The organism is Rhizobium sp. 01N447_2 (genome assembly GCF_056399245.1).
In genome coordinates, this window is the sequence record NZ_JBFTQY010000020.1 from 87,587 (window position 1) to 103,405 (window position 15,819).

A 15,819-nucleotide genomic window follows, 5' to 3' on the forward strand; every position below is an offset into this window, starting at 1 on the left:
GCCTCTACATCGGAAGGGTGCGAAGACTTAGCTCAAGTGCTCCAACAATAGATGGAGGATGAAGCAATGGATCTCAACTGGGTTGTTCTCTTCAGGGAAATCGAAATCCGCAATCGCCGGATCCGCCGCGATCCCTTGGCCGATCCGCTCGATCGTCCGGAATGGCGCGGATTTCTCTGGGCCGTTCCGGCAATCGTGCGTCTCGTCGCAAGACGGGGCGGCGAAACAAAGGTGCCGCGCCCCGATGATTCACAGATCGGGAAAAACCTCAGCTTTCGAAGTTCAGTCGCAACACGTGGTGCAGGAATTCAGGATTGATCAGCATATTGAAGCTGATCGTCACCAATTCGCCGTCGCGCTTGACCATGGTCGCACCGATCTYGTCATGGATGCCAAGGATTTCGAGGAAGAAATGGCTCGGCATGTCCAGGTTCGGGCTGACTTCGAGCAATGCGCCGGCAAGCGTGATGGTGCGGATCAGGCAGCGCACCTGCGTCCCGGTGCTGAGGTGATGGCCGACGAAGATGATGTTGCCGGGTCTGTCGAGATTGAATTCCCTGTAAGCACGTTCCGGCTTGGGGTGTTCTGTGTCGAGGTGCATCTGAAAGGCCCTTTTAGCCTCCGCTTGTTCTACGACAGGATATTAGCGGAAGAATGCTGACACTTGCTGAAGAACATCGCTAAGATTGAATGCTTCTGTGAAACTTGCGGGAAAATCGCACCGATTTCGTGCAGATTTGCCCCAAATTTGCTCATTCCTGATGCACATGCGCCATTCTTGACATGTCGGCGGCGTTCGCGCATACACAGGGCCGGTTCGAGGCACCGGCCGCTCGCGGATGAAAATCCATGGTGAAGCCCTCGCGATCATGGTCACGGCCCCTTGTGCATGCTGACTGGCGGTAATGCGAGCTCCCATCTGCAGTCGAAGAGCATGCCTTGCGAAGGCTCACTCCATGACGACGACCTATCCTGCCATTGACGAATTGAAGGCCCAGGCCAAGCGGCTGCGCCAGGCGATGAACGATCGCGGCACCCCGTTGACCCACAGTGCGGCCCTGGAAGTGATTGCCCGCCAGCACGGCGCGCGCGATTGGAACACGCTCGCAGCCCTTGCGGCAAGGCCCAATGCTAGCCCGAAGACGCTGCTCTTCGTCGGCGCGCATATTCGCGGCCGTTATCTCAACCAGCCGTTCACCGGCGAAGTTCTGGCGCTTTCGGCCCTACCGGGCGGCGACCTCCACAGGATCACCATCCATTTCGACGAACCGGTAGATGTCGTCACCTTCGAGAGTTTTTCGGCCTTTCGCCGGCGTGTGAACGCGCAGATCGATGCCGACGGCGTGTCGCCGAGGAAGACCTCGAACGGCGTGCCGCATCTGGTGCTCGATCTCTAGATTGTTTTTATCCTTTTGAGGTCGTCCGGATCCGCATGACTTTTAAGCCGGATCGGACCCTGCCTCCTATCGCACGGATTTCCCCATGACCGATCTTTCCGAAGGCAATGCCTTTCTCACCGGCTGGCTGCCCGGCGTCTTCATCAGGACGGCGGCACCGATCGTCGCGATCACCACCGTCAACGGCCTGTTCACCGTCGTCGACGCCTATTTCCTCGGCGCCTATGTCGGCCCGGACGCGCTTTCCGCCGTCAGCCTGATTTTCCCCGGGCTGATGTTGTTGATCGCCTTGCAATCGCTGGTCTCCAACGGCATGGCGAGCATCCTCGCCCGCCGGCTCGGTGCCGGCAATCGCGATGGGGCGCGTCGGGTGTTTGCCGGCGCGCATGCGCTGGCGCTCGCCGTTACCCTCATCCTCAATCTGGTCTACTGGGCGATGGGCCGGCAGATCATCGATGCCGGTGCCGCCGGCAATGCCACTGTTGCCCATGGCGCCATGCTGTTCATGGGCGCGATGATCGCCTGTGCGCCGGTCAGCTTCTTCCTGTCGCTGCATCTGGACGGATTGCGCTGCGAAGGCAAGATTGGTTTCATGAGCGGCACTCAGGCCTTCCCGAGGGTTGGCTCTTGCCGAATGGCGCGGCATCGTCGCCTTCGGCGCGCCCATGAGCCTCGGCTTCATCGGCATATCGCTGGCCTCGGCCGCCATTCTGATCAACATCTCGCTCTGGAGCACGCATGACTACGTCGCGACGGTGGCCGCCTACGGCATCATCACGAGGATCATGACCTTCACCTATCTGCCGCTGCTTGGCCTCAGCATCGCGCTGCAGACGGTCGCCGGCAACAATCACGGAGCCGGCCTCGGGCTCCGCGTCGGCCGCAGCCTGCAGATCGCCATGCTCGCAGCACTCGTCTATTGCACTCTGGTGGAGGTCACCGTCGAATTGCTGGCTGGCCGTCTCGGCGCCGTCTTCGTCGCCGATCCGGCGATCATCGCCGAGGTCAGGCGAATTCTGCCCTGGACGATCGGCGCCTATTTTCTCTTCGGGCAGATGCTGATCCTGTCATCCTATTTCCAGTCGATCGGTGATGCGCCGCGCGCGGCGATCTTCGGCCTGTCGCGGCCCTATCTGCTCACCCTGCCGCTCACCTTCCTGCTGCCCTTCGTCTTCGGCGAGCAGGGGATCTGGATGGCGCCGGTCTTTGCCGAGGCAGGCATGTTCATCCTTGCCTTCCTGGTGCTGTCGCAGAATGCAAAACGCCGCGGCTGGCGTTACGGGCTTCTGCCCATCTGAAGCAATTCCAGCAAAGTGCGCAGCGGTTTTGCGTCCGGAATTGCGCAATACAAAGATATAGACGGAAAAGCCGCGCGGGGAGCGCGGCTTTTGCCTGATGTCGTCTATTCCTTGCTGCTCGAAGCGGCCGATGTCGCGGCTTCCGCCTCATTCAGCGCCTCGGCGCATTCCTGGCAGCAGACCTCGACAGTCTTGCCGCCGAGCTTGACGGTGATGGTCTCCGCGCCGAGTTCGCAGTCGCAGGCAGCGCACGTGGTCTTCTTCATCTGGTGATCCTCCGGTTGATCGTCCCACAATCGGGACAGGCTCATAAGACCATCGAACACCGGATTGCCGCTGTCGAAATCTTTAGCGATCGACATCCTGCATCATTCAAAGTGCTGCGGCGTGCTTGCGGCTCTCGAAAAGACATGGCGGCGCGGTAGGCTTTCACCTGCGCCGCAGCTGCGCCGCGCGTTGGAATTCGGCTGGAGTCTGCCCGAAAGACTGCTTGAAGGAAGCGCTGAAATGGCTGTGGCTGGAAAAGCCGAGATCGAGACCGAGCGCCGTCAGATCCTCATACTGGCCGAGCAGATCGAGCGCGCGGGCAAGCCGCAGCCGCAGCTGGTAGCGATAGAGCGGCGTCGCCTCGACCTGCTGGAAGACCTGGGTGAGATAAACGGGCGAGACGCCCACTTCGGTGGCGATTTCCGAAAGCGTCCAGCGCCGCGCGAGATCGGAGGAAAGCACCAGCTTTGCACGGTCGACGAGTTTCTGCCGGCCGGCACTGGCACCCGCCGCATGCGATGTGCGCTCGCCGAGCGAACGGCGCACCAGCGTCAGCGCCAATATTTCCGCCTCCAGCGTCTCGGCGACGTTGCGGCTGAGACCATGACGCAGGAGAGCGACCAGGGCCTGCGCGCGCGGATCGATCCGCCGGCGCTGGCGGCGGAAGGCAAAGGGCGGGCCGGGCTGCACCTGCTCCTTCGGGGTAAGCTCTTCGAGCATGGATTCGTCGATTGCCAGATCGATGCAGGCGTCGCCACCCTCGATGGGATGGCTGATCCGATATCCCTGGCCGGTATTGAAGAACAAGACCTGATTGGCTTCGGCCACCGTATCATTGCGACCGACATGCCGCATGAAGACGCCGCGATAGGGATAGACGAGGCTCGTCCTGTGGGCGCATTCCTCGTCGCTTTTGTGCCGGCACTCGCCATTGCAGACGATGTCACGAATGGTGACCGTCTTCGTTTTCAGGAGCGGCGCTGTTGAAAACTGCGACATTGCGTGTTCCGGGTCAGACGGCCGCCCGACGAGGCGACCGACCGCATAATTCCCTAAATCGGGATCGATTGAAAGAATTATGYAGCGGTTCAAAATGCTACGACGTTCTTTGCGCGTCTGAAAAGACGCGCTACGCTGTAGGGCATGGTATCACGCTGACGTTTCAGTAGCGACTATAGACGTGGACGTCGCTTTCCGTCTGCCCCCTGGAAAGGCCGATATCCTTCAGCTGCTCATCGGAAAGTTCCATCAACGCATTCAGGTTGCGTCGTTCGCTCACCTTGCGTGCCAGCCAGTGGGCAGCGGTGATGATCGCAAGAAAAAGGCCGGGCCGTATAGAGCGCGAAGAGCGAATATTTCGGGCCGGTATCGTGAAATTCGAGCTGTGCATGGTGATCCTCCATCCGTGTTTGGATGGAGGCAGTGAACCATCAGCGGCAGTTTCGCGCTGTCAGATTATTTAGCGATCTGAAGAAGCCTTCACGCCTTCATCAGCCACTCATGCTCGGCGGCATTGTGGAACTTCCAGATCCGCTGCGGGCCGGCCATGACGTTGAGGTAATAGAGGTCGTAACCATGGCAGGCGGCACAGGGGTGGTAGCCCTTCGGCACCAGCGTCACATCGCCGTCCTCGAGCGCCATCGCTTCGTCGAGCGAACGATCGTCGGTATAGACGCGCTGGAAAGCGAAGCCCTGCGGCGGGTTGAGCCGATGGTAATAGGTCTCTTCCAGGAAACTCTCGTTCGGCAGGTCATCCTGGTCGTGCTTGTGCGGCGGGTAGGAGGAGGTATGGCCGCCCGGCGTGATCACCTCGACGACCAGCAGCGAATGCGCCGAACTGTCGTCCTCCGGCATGATATTGTTGACGTAGCGCACATTCGTGCCCTTGCCGCGTGTCACCTGCGGGTGCGTGCCGGGCGGGATCGCCTTCGCCTGATAGGTGCCGCCGCCGGGTGCGGAGCAGACTGCGAGCTCCAGATCGGTCTCCGCCGTCACCGACCATGTCGATTCCATCGGGATGTAGAGCGCATGCGGTGCGCCTTCGAACGGGTTCATCCGGCCGCCGAGCGTGCCGAAATCCTTTGTGCCGGCGGACGCCTTGCCCTTGCCGGTCACCCAGACGAGGCAGACTTCCCGATCGCCCGTCTCTCCCGAAACGGTCTCGCCCGGCTTCATTCGATGCAGATCGAAGCCGACATAGGTCCAACCGGCATTTTCCGGGGTGACATGCGTGACGCGGCCGTGGGTGCCGGACGGTTTCACCTTGAGATTTGGCATTGGTGTTTTTCCTCGTAAGTTGGTGGACGCGGCCCCCTCATCCGGCTGCCACCACCTTCTCCCCGAGGGGAGAAGGGACATGCTGCGCCGTTTCCATTCCCCTTCTCCCCACCGGGGAGAAGGTGCCCGTAGGGCGGATGAGGGGGGTCTTGCTCCAGCAGTCCGGAAAGACGAACTCCTTGTGGAAAGAATCTCCGGACAAACAGTTTTTTACGATCCCTTGGGGAAGCCTTCCGTTTCCACGGTATAGCCAGCAGCCGTCATGACGCGCATCAACTCGGCGTGACCGATCTCGGCCATTTTCTGCGGCGGGGCTTTGCGTGGATCCTGTTCGGCTTCGACGACGAACCAGCCTTCATAGCCGTGATCGGCCAGCCGCTGGACGATAGCGCCGAAATCGAGCGAGCCGTCGCCCGGCACCGTGAAGGCGCCAAGCGCCACTGCATCGAGGAAGGACTGCCGGCTGCGATCCAGCCCATCCACCACCGGCTTGCGGATATCCTTGACGTGAACATGGTTGATGCGGGCGTGGTGGTTCCCGATGGCGCGCAGCACGTCGCCGCCGGCAAAGGCCAAATGCCCTGCATCGAGCAGCAGCGGGATGCCTTCGCCCGAATGGCGCATGAAGGCGTCGAGTTCCGGCTCGGTTTCGACCACGGCGGCCATGTGATGGTGGTAGGAGAGCGGCATGCCCTGCTCGGCGCACCATTCTCCGAATTGGGTGACGCGGTGCGCATAAGCCTTCATCTCGTCATCGGAAAGACGCGGCTTGGTCGCGAGCGGCTTGGAGCGGTCGCCCTGGATGGAACGGCCGACTTCGCCATAAACGATGCAGGGCGCGGCGACGGCCTTGAACAGTTCGATCATCGGCGCGATGCGGTCCTTGTTGGCAGCAAGCTCCTCGTCAACAAGCGTGCCCGAGAACCAACCGCCGCACAGCGTGACGTCGGCGGCGCGAAGGATGGGCAGCATCACCTCGGGATCGTCGGGGAAGCGGCGGCCCTTTTCCATGCCGGTAAAGCCGGCACCGCGTGATTGCCGCAGGCATTCCTCCAGGGACACATCGTCGCTGAGCTCAGGAAGATCGTCGTTCCACCAGGCGATGGGCGACATGCCGAGTTTGGCCTTCATCAACATTCTCCTTAAAAGCATTGCGGAAGAGCCGGGACGCTCTTCCGAGAAATGATAGCAATAGATTAGCCGATGCGCTGGGCGGCGCGTGCTTCGACATAGCCCTTGCGCGCTTCGTTGACCTGTTCGCGCGGGCTGACCTCAGGCACCGCGACATCCCACCAATGGCCGCCGGCCTCCGTGGTAACAAGCGGATCGGTGTCGATGACGAAGACCGAGGTGCGGTCGTTTTTCTTCGAGTCGGCGATCGCCTGCTCCAGCTCGGCGATTGAGGCGACCTTGACGGCGATGGCGCCCATGCTTTCGGCATGCGCGCGGAAGTCGATCTCCGGCATCACCTCGTAATAGGAGTCCTTGAGCAGATTGTTGAAGTTGGCGCCGCCGGTTCCCATCTGCAGCCGGTTGATGCAGCCATAGCCGCGATTGTCGAGCACGACGATATTGAGCTTGAGGCCAAGCATGACCGAGGTCGCTAGCTCGGAATTCATCATCATGTAGGAACCGTCGCCGACCATGACGACGACATCCCGTTCCGGATGCGCCATCTTGGCGCCCAGCCCGCCGGCAATCTCATAGCCCATGCAGGAAAAGCCGTATTCCATGTGATAGCTGCCCGGCGCCGTCGCCGGCCAAAGCTTGTGCAATTCGCCGGGAAGGCCGCCTGCAGCACAAAGCACCGTCGTATTCTCGCCGCCGAGCGTGCGCGTCACCGCGCCGATCACCTGCGCATCGGAGGGCAGGGCGGCATTGGTCGTCGCCATCGCCCTGTCGGCGGCCTCCATCCAGACTTTCTTCTCCGCAGCCGCCTTCTCGACGAGGGCTGCCGGCGCCTTCCAGCCCGAAAGCCCCGCCGACAGTGCCTTCAGCCCTTCGCGGGCGTCAGTCACCAGCGGATGGCTGTCATGCTTCACCGCGTCATAGGCGGCGATATTGAGCCCGATCATCCTGAGGTTGTCGTTCTTGAACAGCGCCCAGGAGCCGGTGGTGAAATCCTGGCAGCGCGTGCCGACAGCGATGACCAGGTCCGTTTCTTCCGCGATCGCATTCGCCGCCGACGTGCCGGTGACGCCGACCGAGCCGAGCGCCAGCGGATGGGTCTCGTTGATCGCCGACTTGCCGGCCTGGGTGACGACGACGGGAAGGCCATGGGCCTCGGCAAAGGCGGCAAGCTCCTTCGTCGCCTGCGAATAAAGCACGCCGCCGCCGGCAACGATCACCGGCTTCTGCGACCCCTTGATCAGCGCGATGGCATTCGCCAGCTCGTCCGCATCCGGCTGCGGCCGGCGGGTCGTCCAGACTTTTTCATCGAACAGACTTTCCGGATAATCGAAGGCTTCTGCCTGAACGTCCTGGCAGAGCGACAATGTCACCGGGCCGCAATCCAGGGGATCGGTCAGGACCTGCATGGCGCGCTTCAGCGCCGAGATGATCTGCTCGGGCCGGGTGATGCGGTCGAAATAGCGCGAAACCGAACGGAAGGCATCATTGGCTGAAACCGTGCCGTCGCCGAAATCCTCGATCTGCTGCAGCACCGGATCCGGCGCGCGGTTGGCGAAGACATCGCCCGGCAGGAAGAGAACGGGAATACGATTGACATGCGCCACGCCGGCGGCCGTCACCATATTCAGCGCCCCGGGGCCGATCGAACTCGTGCAGGCCATGAAGCGCGTGCGGAAATTCGCCTTGGCATAGGCGATCGCGGCATGCGCCATACCCTGCTCGTTGTGGGCGCGATAGGTGGTTAATTCCTCGCGCACCTGATAGAGCGCCTCGCCGATGCCGGCGACGTTGCCGTGACCGAAGATCGCCCAGACGCCGCCGAAGATCGGCACTTTCTTGCCGTCGACGATCGTCATCTGTACTTTCAAGAAATGCGCGACGGCCTGCGCCATCGTCAACCGTATCGTCTTGCCCATCGGGTCCTCCCGGACTTTTGACTCTCTATCTGTTTTCCCCTCCCCAACTCCTCTCCACAAGGGGAGGGGCTAACCTGCCGGGCTCTCCACACTCTCGCCGCAACGTCTCGTCCGAAGGGACGCTCGCTCATGGCGTGAGGCGGGTGCCCCAAGTTAAGTCCCTCCCCTTGTGGGGAGGGGTTGGGGAGGGGTCTTATTTCGATTCCTACTGATGCCCGCGCGTCTTCAACCACGCTTCTGTCAGGTGTCGGAAACGGCCGGCCATATCGGCGATCGCTTCCTCATCATTCATTTCGCCTGAAAGCCAGGCGCGCGCCGGATCGGCAAAGATCGTCCGCCCGACAGCAAAGCCTTTCACGGAGGGAGCTGCCAGCGTCGCCTCGAAGCAGGAGATCAGTTCTTCGGCGGGCGCCTCGAGCCCCAGGAGCACGATACCGCGGCACCATGGATCATTTTTGGCGATCACTGCATCGATCTTCTTCCAGGCTTCACTGGATGCTTGCGGCTCCAGTTTCCACCAGTCCGGCTTGATGCCGAGCGCATAAAGCTCCTCCAGCGCGGTTGCGATCGTATCGTCGGTGAGCGGCCCGTTCTTGCCGGCGATGATCTCCACCAGCAGCTCGCGGCCGACCTTGCGGGCGGCCTCGAACAGCGTCCGCAGCTTCTCCTGCTGCTCCGTCTTCAAGTCAGCCGGATCATCAGGATGATAGAAACACAGGCACTTGATGCAATGGCCAAGCGGCCATTCCACAAGCTGCGAGCCGATATCCTGGCTGAATTCGAAGCGCAGCGGCTTCGAGCCCGGCAATTCCACCGGCCGGCCGATCCAGGAGAAATTCTTCGTCGCCGCATCGAAGAAAGCGTCGTGGCCGAAGCGTTCGTCGATCAGCATGCCGTAGCCGTCGCGGCCGTTCGAAACCCGCGCCGCTGCCGCCACCGCCAGCCGTTTGAAGGCGACGATTTTCTCATGGCCGACGCCGAGCTCATCGGCGACGCTGACGAGCTGCGAACGGTGGTCGATCGCCAGCGCCATCAAAAGCGGGATTTCGCCGCGCCGGGTCGATGCCCAGTGGATATGGTTGAGCGCCTCGTCCTTGCGCAGCGCCCGGTGTTTGCTGCCGGTCGTCAGGAAGAAGTCGAGTTCCGCCCAGGTCGGATATTCCGGCGAGCAGAGCAGGCGGGAGACGGCGAAGGCGCCGCAGGCATTGGCCCAGGTGGCACAGGTCTTCAGCGGCTCGTCGCGCAGAAAGCCGCGCAGGAATCCGGACATGAAGGCATCGCCGGCGCCCAGCACGTTGAAGACCTCGATCGGGAAACCCTGGCCGATGATGCCGGCTTCGAGATCGTCGGCGATCGGCCCGTCATAGACGATACAGCCCATGGCGCCGCGCTTGAGCACGATCGTCGCCGGCGACAGCCGACGGATCTCCTTCAGCGCGCCGAGCACGTCGTCGGCGCCGGAAGCGATCAGGATTTCCTCTTCGGTGCCGACGATGAGGTCGCAATCCGGCAGGGTCTCCTGCATCTTCGAGGAGACCCGGTCGGATTTCACGTAGCGCTCGAAGCCTTCCGCATGGCCGGCAAGGCCCCATAGGTTCGGCCGGTAATCGATGTCGAAGATCACCTTGCGGCCGTTCGCCTTGGCGATGCGGATCGCCTTGCGCTGCGCAGCCTCCGTATTCGGCCGCGAGAAATGCGTACCGGAAACGAGAACGGCGCGCGAGGATCTGATGAAATCCTCGTCGATATCGCCTTCATCGAGCGCCATGTCGGCGCAATCCGACCGATAGAAGATCATCGGCGACACGCCCTCGGCCTCGACCGCCAGCAGCACCAGCGCCGTCAGCCGCTCCTTGTCGGTGACGATGCCGTCTGTCGCCACACCTTCGCGCGCCGACTGCTCGCGGATGAAGCGTCCAATCTGCTCGTCGCCGACGCGGGTGATGAGGCCGGATTTGAGGCCGAGCCGAGCCGTGCCGATGGCGATATTGGCTGGGCAGCCGCCGACCGACTTGGCGAAGGAGCCGATATCCTCCAGCCGCGAACCGATCTGCTGGCCGTAAAGATCGACCGAGGAACGGCCGATGGTGATCACATCAAGCGCCGGCTCCGGCCGTGAACCCGGATTCGATTGTACCATGATGTCCTCCCGCTAGATTTTGCGCGGCTTCCAGTGCCTGCGAATTTTCAATAATGAAACATCGGTTCCGATATTTTGTCAATTCGGAATGTTTATTCCATTTTGCCTTTTGCAGGTTTTGACTGCTGACGCTTGCGCCGCCGCTCGGCGATTGCAACCGGCAGTGCCATCGTGAGCGCCATCGAGGCCGAAAGCGAGCGGAAGCCGGCGAAATCGGCCTCCGCCACCTCGAACCAGTGCGTGGCGCAGGCGGCAAGCGGCGAAAAGGCCGAATCGGTGATCGCGATGACGGGAACGCCGCGGTCGGCAAGCTCTTGGCTCTGGTTGAGGCTGTCGGCCGCATAAGGCGAAAAGCTCGCCGCGATCGCCGCATCCTTCGGTGTTGCGAACTGCACCATCTCAGGGTCGACGCCGTTCGGCGAGGCGACGATCTGGTGGCGGATGTTGAGCTTGGAAAAGGCGTAGGTCATGTGCGCCGTCAAAGGGTAGGAGCGTCGTTTGGCGATCAGATAGATCGTCTCGGCGTTAGCAAGGATATTCACCGCTTTGGTGAAAGTATCGCTCTGGACCGTCGCCGCCAGCCGGTTGACCGACTGGTTTGCCGCGGCAATGAAGCCGGAGAGCAGATTGGCGTCCTCATCGTCACCGTTCGATTGCTCGAGCGTGACGAGGCGCTCTTCGTAGCTCAGCGTCCGGTCCCGCAATCTTTCGCGAAAGATGCTCTGCAGGTCGGAAAAGCCTCCATAACCCAGATGATGCGCCAAGCGCACCAGCGTCGAGGGCTGGACGTCGGAGGCGGCCGCGATGCTCGCCGTCGTTCCGAAGGCGATTTCGTCGGGATTGCCGAGCGCGAAGGCGGCGACCTGCGCCAGCCGCTTCGGCATGTTCGCCTTGCGCTCGATGATGGTGCTGCGCAGGCTTTCGAAATCGCGCGGCACACGCGCGTGCCTCTGGGGATCGTTATCCATGCTTACGGCTCACGAGATGAAACAAACATTCCATATTATCGAACATAAACGATTTCAAACGACACGGCTAATTGTTTTTAATCCCCTGTAATTGAAGGCTTTTAGACAATCTTCTCGGGAAGGGCGCAGAAATGCCTGCGAGCAGGTCCTTGTCAAAATGATCCAAATATTCCAAAAATCCGCGCACAGCTTTGGAGGAGACGGAAATGAAGCCACTCGGCATCGGTTTGATCGGCACCGGTTATATGGGCAAGTGCCATGCGCTGGCGTGGAATGCAGTAAAGACGGTGTTCGGCGATGTCGAGCGTCCGCGTCTTGTGCATCTGGCCGAAGCCAATGCCGAGCTTGCTGAGACTCGTGCCGGTGAATTCGGTTTCGAGAAGGCGACGGCCGACTGGCGGGCGCTGATCGCCGACCCCCAGGTCGACGTGGTCTCCGTCACCACGCCCAATCAGTTTCATCCCGAGATGGCGATTGCAGCCCTCGAGGCCGGCAAGCATGTCTGGTGCGAAAAACCGATGGCGCCGGCCTATGCCGATGCCGAGCGCATGCTGGAAACGGCGAAGCGATCCGGCAAGGTTGCCGCCCTTGGCTATAATTACATCCAGAATCCCGTCATGCGGCATATCAGAACGCTGATTGGCGAGGGCGCCATCGGCACGGTCAATCATATCCGCGTCGAGATGGATGAGGACTTCATGGCCGATCCCGATGTCTTCTTTTATTGGAAGAGCGAGCTTTCCGCCGGCTACGGCGCGCTCGATGATTTCGCCGTGCACCCGCTGTCGTTGCTCTGGTATCTCTTCGGCCATGTCGAGGCCGTCATAACGGATATGGTGAGGCCCTATGCCGATCGCCCGCTGAGCGAGGGTGGTCGCCGTGCCGTCGAAAACCACGATGGCGCCAACGTGCTGATGCGGCTTGGCGGCGGCATCTCCGCCGTGCTGATGGCGAATCGCGCCGCCTGGGGTCGCAAGGGCCGCATCGCCCTGCAGATTTTCGGCTCGAAAGGCTCGATCGTCTACGACCAGGAGCGCATGAACGAATTCGAGCTCTATCAGGCCGACGGCCGCGGCTCCGAACAGGGCTTCCGCAAGATACTGGCGGCACCCGCCCATCGGCCTTATGATCGGTTCATTCCGGCACCAGGCCACGGCCTCGGCTTCAACGATCTGAAGATCATCGAATGCCGTGAGCTGATCCGGGCAATATCAGGCGAGCCGTCGTCGATCGTGACATTCGAAGACGGTCTCAGGATAGAGAAGTCGGTGCATGCCATGGCACAATCCTTCCACGAGCGCCGCTGGATCGAGATCGGCTGAATGTAAGAGGCCGCTTTCCGTTGACGGCGCACGGGCTACTGCATAATCCCTGAAATCGGGATCGATTTCAGGGATTATGCAGAAACTCAAAATGCGACAGCGTCCTTTGCGTGTCTGAAAGATGCGCGGCGCTTTAGGGGACAGGCCTTGGCGTGGGTGTCGGGCGCAGCTTCAGGAGTGAGATCGTGACGGATAGACTGGTGATCATCGGCGCGGGACAAGCCGGTTTCGCATTGGCGGCCAAGCTGCGTGCGTTGAAGGATACGCGCCCGATCACCCTCCTCGGCGCCGAGGACGTCGCTCCCTATCAACGCCCGCCGCTTTCGAAAAAATACCTGCTCGGTGAAATGGTCTTCGACCGCCTGCTGTTCCGCGCCGAGCACTGGTATGCGGACAATGATGTCGATCTTCGCCTTTCGACCTGGGCCGAGCAGATCAAGCCGGACAGCAAGCAGGTTCTGCTGCAGGACGGCTCTGTTCTCGATTACGGCACGCTGGCGCTCGCCACCGGCTCGACGCCGCGCCGGCTCCCGGCCGCAATCGGCGGCGATCTCGAAGGCGTCTATGTCGCTCGCGACAAGCGCGATGCCGATCTGCTTGCTGACGAGATGCGCCCCGGTCGCCGCGTCCTCATCATCGGCGGCGGTTATATCGGTCTCGAGGCAGCGGCCGTTGCCCGCCATCGCGGCCTGGAAGTCACCGTCATCGAAATGGCCGACCGCATCCTGCAGCGCGTCGCGGCGAAGGAGACCGCCGACATCATGCGCGGGATTCACGAGACACATGACGTGGTGATCCGCGAGAAGACAGGGCTCAAGCATCTGATTGGCAAGGATGGCCGCGTCACCGGTGCCGCACTTTCCGACGGATCGGTTATCGACATCGATTTCGCCGTCGTCGGCATCGGCGTCGCGCCGAACGATCAGCTTGCCAAGGAAGCCGGCCTCGAAGTCGCCAACGGCATTGTCGTCGACGAATTCGCCCGCACCTCCGATCCGGCGATCTTTGCGGCCGGCGATTGCGCCGCACTTCCCTGGCAGGGCGGCCGCATCAGGCTCGAATCGGTGCAGAACGCCGTCGACCAGGCCGAAGCAGCGGCAGCCGTCATCGCCGGCGGCAATGAGCCTTATGCGCCGAAGCCGTGGTTCTGGTCCGACCAGTATGACGTCAAGCTGCAGATTGCCGGCTTCAATCTCGGTTATGACGAGACGTTGCTGCGTCCCGGCACCCGCGAAGGCGCCCATTCGGTCTGGTACTTCAGGGAAGGCGTGCTGATCGCCGTCGATGCCATCAACGACGCGAAAGCCTATGTGACCGGCAAAAAACTGCTGGAATCCGGGACCAACCCCGACAAATCGATTCTCGCCGACCCTTCTGCTGACCTCAAGAGCCTGCTCGTCTGAGATCGGCCTCTTCATCGAAGAGAACGAAGCGCGATCAAACTCCGCGGATCTCGGCCGGAGGCGAGGTCTGTTTGCGCAACCAGCCGAATTGCCGCTCGCTGCATTTCTTCTGGTGAAAACTCAAAAAACCCTTGCATTCACAGACCGGTCGCCATAGTTAGGCCGCACCGGAGAGGTGGCCGAGTGGTCGAAGGCGCTCCCCTGCTAAGGGAGTATACGTCAAAAGCGTATCGTGGGTTCGAATCCCATCTTCTCCGCCATTGTGATTTCCTGAGCATGCGTCGATCTTTGGTTTCCGGCAGGGAATCATGTTCTCATAGTCGGCTATGCCTTTGGCCGGGCGAACGAGAAAAATCTCTCTGCCTCAAGTGAGAGAATCGTCTGCGGGAATCACCTCCCGCGCTCACGCCCGGCAAGTGGCGAAAGCTGGATTGGTGCACGTTCGGTTACGCTTCCTGTAATCATGAATCCCCCACAAGAGCCGCATTTTGTCGAAAAAGTGTCACGAATGTGTCGCAAAGCGCATGTCCAATTCTTTGTTGACCGAACCTAAGCCTCCGCAAAATCAGGGTTTTCTTAACAAAGCATAAAGGAAATCGAGGCCGGTTGCCCGACTTGTGTCCTTTCAGCAACAGAATGTCGGGAAGGCTCCCTCAAATCCCCCATCCGAGTAAGTTGGTGATTGCGTGACGGCTTCCGTCTTGTATTTTCAGCGTCGGAAGCAAGGGCGACTGATCGTCCACTTCTTGAAACACGGGGATGGGGCAGGGAACGCTGCTCAGCGAAAGATCCCAAACCCGATCGAAACTTTGAATTGGAGGTCATTTATGAACATCAAGAGCCTTCTTCTCGGCTCCGCTGCTGCTCTCGCAGTAGTTTCCGGTGCTCAGGCTGCTGACGCTATCGTTGCTGCCGAACCGGAACCGGTTGAATATGTTCGCGTCTGCGACGCTTACGGCACCGGCTACTTCTACATCCCGGGCACCGAAACCTGCCTCAAGATCAACGGTTACATCCGTTTCCAGGTCAACGTTGGCGAAGATGTCGGCGGCGATTCGGACTGGGATGCCAAGACCCGCGGTCAGGTTCAGTTCACCGCCAAGAGCGACACCGAGTATGGTCCGCTGACCGGCGTCATCGTCATGCAGTTCAATGCTGACAATGCCACCGATCAGGAGGCCAAGCTCGACTCCGCTTACCTCGACGTCGCGGGCTTCCGCGCCGGTCTGTTCTACAGCTGGTGGGACGATGGTCTCTCTGGCGAAACCGACGACATCGGTTCGGTCGTAACGCTCCACAACTCGATCCGCTATCAGTATGAAACCAGCGATTTCTACGCTGGTATCAGCGTCGATGAACTGGAAGACGGCGTTTACCAGGGTACCTTTACTCCCGGCGTCATTCCCGGCACCACCGACTTTACTGCGGACGATGGTCCGAACAATGTCGGCGTTGCCTTCGGCGTTGGCGGTAAGGCTGGTGCGTTCAGCTACCAGGTTACCGGCGGCTGGGACGTCGACAACGAAGACGGCGCTATCCGTGCAATGGGTACGGTTGACATCGGTCCCGGTACGCTCGGCCTCGCCGGCGTTTACTCTTCCGGCCCGAACTCCTACTACTCCTCAGCTGAATGGGCTATCGCTGCCGAATACGCTATCAAGGCAACCGACAAGCTCAAGATCACCCCGGGCGTTCAGTAC

At 61.0% G+C, this 15,819-nt stretch carries 14 protein-coding genes, 1 tRNA gene and 1 pseudogene; 7 read left to right on the forward strand and 9 right to left on the reverse strand.

Going from position 1 to position 15,819, the window contains the following annotated elements; all coding sequences use genetic code 11:
* Positions 1–66 precede the first annotated feature (66 nt).
* Positions 67–318, forward strand: a complete 252-nt coding sequence (locus AC1ECN_RS16885; RefSeq protein ID WP_130672314.1) for a hypothetical protein — start codon at positions 67–69, stop codon at positions 316–318.
* On the opposite strand, the gene AC1ECN_RS16890 is transcribed toward AC1ECN_RS16885, so the two are convergent.
* Positions 269–601, reverse strand: a complete 333-nt coding sequence (locus tag AC1ECN_RS16890) for a hypothetical protein (protein ID WP_477953592.1) — start codon at positions 599–601, stop codon at positions 269–271. The two genes, AC1ECN_RS16885 and AC1ECN_RS16890, sit on opposite strands and share 50 nt — an antisense overlap.
* 355 nt (positions 602–956) lie before the next feature.
* Between AC1ECN_RS16890 and AC1ECN_RS16895 the strand changes: the two genes are divergently transcribed.
* Positions 957–1,397 (forward strand): glyoxalase superfamily protein, encoded by a 441-nt coding sequence (locus AC1ECN_RS16895; RefSeq protein ID WP_130655075.1) that lies wholly within the window; start codon positions 957–959, stop codon positions 1,395–1,397.
* 85 nt (positions 1,398–1,482) lie between these two features.
* Positions 1,483–2,695: pseudogene (locus AC1ECN_RS16900) on the forward strand (MATE family efflux transporter).
* A gap of 104 nt (positions 2,696–2,799) precedes the next feature.
* On the opposite strand, the gene AC1ECN_RS16905 reads toward AC1ECN_RS16900, so the two are convergent.
* The 8 genes from AC1ECN_RS16905 to AC1ECN_RS16940 form a co-directional block, all read right to left on the reverse strand.
* A complete protein-coding gene (locus AC1ECN_RS16905; RefSeq protein ID WP_130655077.1) occupies positions 2,800–3,057 on the reverse strand; it encodes a hypothetical protein in 258 nt (85 codons plus the stop codon).
* 67 nt (positions 3,058–3,124) lie between these two features.
* Positions 3,125–3,961 (reverse strand): helix-turn-helix transcriptional regulator, encoded by an 837-nt coding sequence (locus AC1ECN_RS16910; protein WP_018071027.1) that lies wholly within the window; start codon positions 3,959–3,961, stop codon positions 3,125–3,127.
* 163 nt (positions 3,962–4,124) lie between these two features.
* Entirely contained in the window at positions 4,125–4,352 is a 228-nt protein-coding gene (locus AC1ECN_RS16915) for a DUF1127 domain-containing protein (RefSeq protein WP_018071028.1), read from the reverse strand.
* Positions 4,353–4,441: 89 nt separating this feature from the next.
* Positions 4,442–5,239: a 5-deoxy-glucuronate isomerase gene (gene iolB / locus AC1ECN_RS16920; protein WP_018071029.1), complete on the reverse strand. Its 798-nt coding sequence runs from the start codon at positions 5,237–5,239 to the stop codon at positions 4,442–4,444.
* A 210-nt stretch (positions 5,240–5,449) separates the two neighbouring features.
* A complete protein-coding gene (gene iolE, locus AC1ECN_RS16925; protein WP_130661295.1) occupies positions 5,450–6,370 on the reverse strand; it encodes a myo-inosose-2 dehydratase in 921 nt (306 codons plus the stop codon).
* A 65-nt stretch (positions 6,371–6,435) separates the two neighbouring features.
* Positions 6,436–8,286, reverse strand: a complete 1,851-nt coding sequence (iolD, locus tag AC1ECN_RS16930) for a 3D-(3,5/4)-trihydroxycyclohexane-1,2-dione acylhydrolase (decyclizing) (protein WP_130655079.1) — start codon at positions 8,284–8,286, stop codon at positions 6,436–6,438.
* A 205-nt stretch (positions 8,287–8,491) separates the two neighbouring features.
* Positions 8,492–10,426, reverse strand: coding sequence for a bifunctional 5-dehydro-2-deoxygluconokinase/5-dehydro-2-deoxyphosphogluconate aldolase (locus AC1ECN_RS16935; protein WP_477953596.1), 1,935 nt, complete (start codon positions 10,424–10,426; stop codon positions 8,492–8,494).
* Positions 10,427–10,518: 92 nt separating this feature from the next.
* Positions 10,519–11,394 carry a MurR/RpiR family transcriptional regulator gene (locus AC1ECN_RS16940; RefSeq protein ID WP_130661297.1) on the reverse strand — a complete coding sequence of 292 codons (876 nt, stop codon included), beginning with the start codon at positions 11,392–11,394 and terminating at the stop codon, positions 10,519–10,521.
* Between the two features lie 206 nt (positions 11,395–11,600).
* Here AC1ECN_RS16940 and AC1ECN_RS16945 point away from each other — a divergent pair, with 206 nt between their 5' ends.
* The 4 genes from AC1ECN_RS16945 to AC1ECN_RS16960 all read left to right on the forward strand — a co-directional run.
* Positions 11,601–12,716, forward strand: coding sequence for a Gfo/Idh/MocA family protein (locus tag AC1ECN_RS16945; protein WP_130661298.1), 1,116 nt, complete (start codon positions 11,601–11,603; stop codon positions 12,714–12,716).
* Between the two features lie 185 nt (positions 12,717–12,901).
* Positions 12,902–14,119 (forward strand): NAD(P)/FAD-dependent oxidoreductase, encoded by a 1,218-nt coding sequence (locus AC1ECN_RS16950; RefSeq protein WP_020397466.1) that lies wholly within the window; start codon positions 12,902–12,904, stop codon positions 14,117–14,119.
* Positions 14,120–14,288: 169 nt separating this feature from the next.
* Positions 14,289–14,379 (forward strand) — tRNA-Ser (locus tag AC1ECN_RS16955).
* 567 nt (positions 14,380–14,946) lie between these two features.
* Positions 14,947–15,819 (forward strand): porin (locus AC1ECN_RS16960; protein WP_477953598.1); only part of this gene is annotated, 873 nt, incomplete at its 3' end.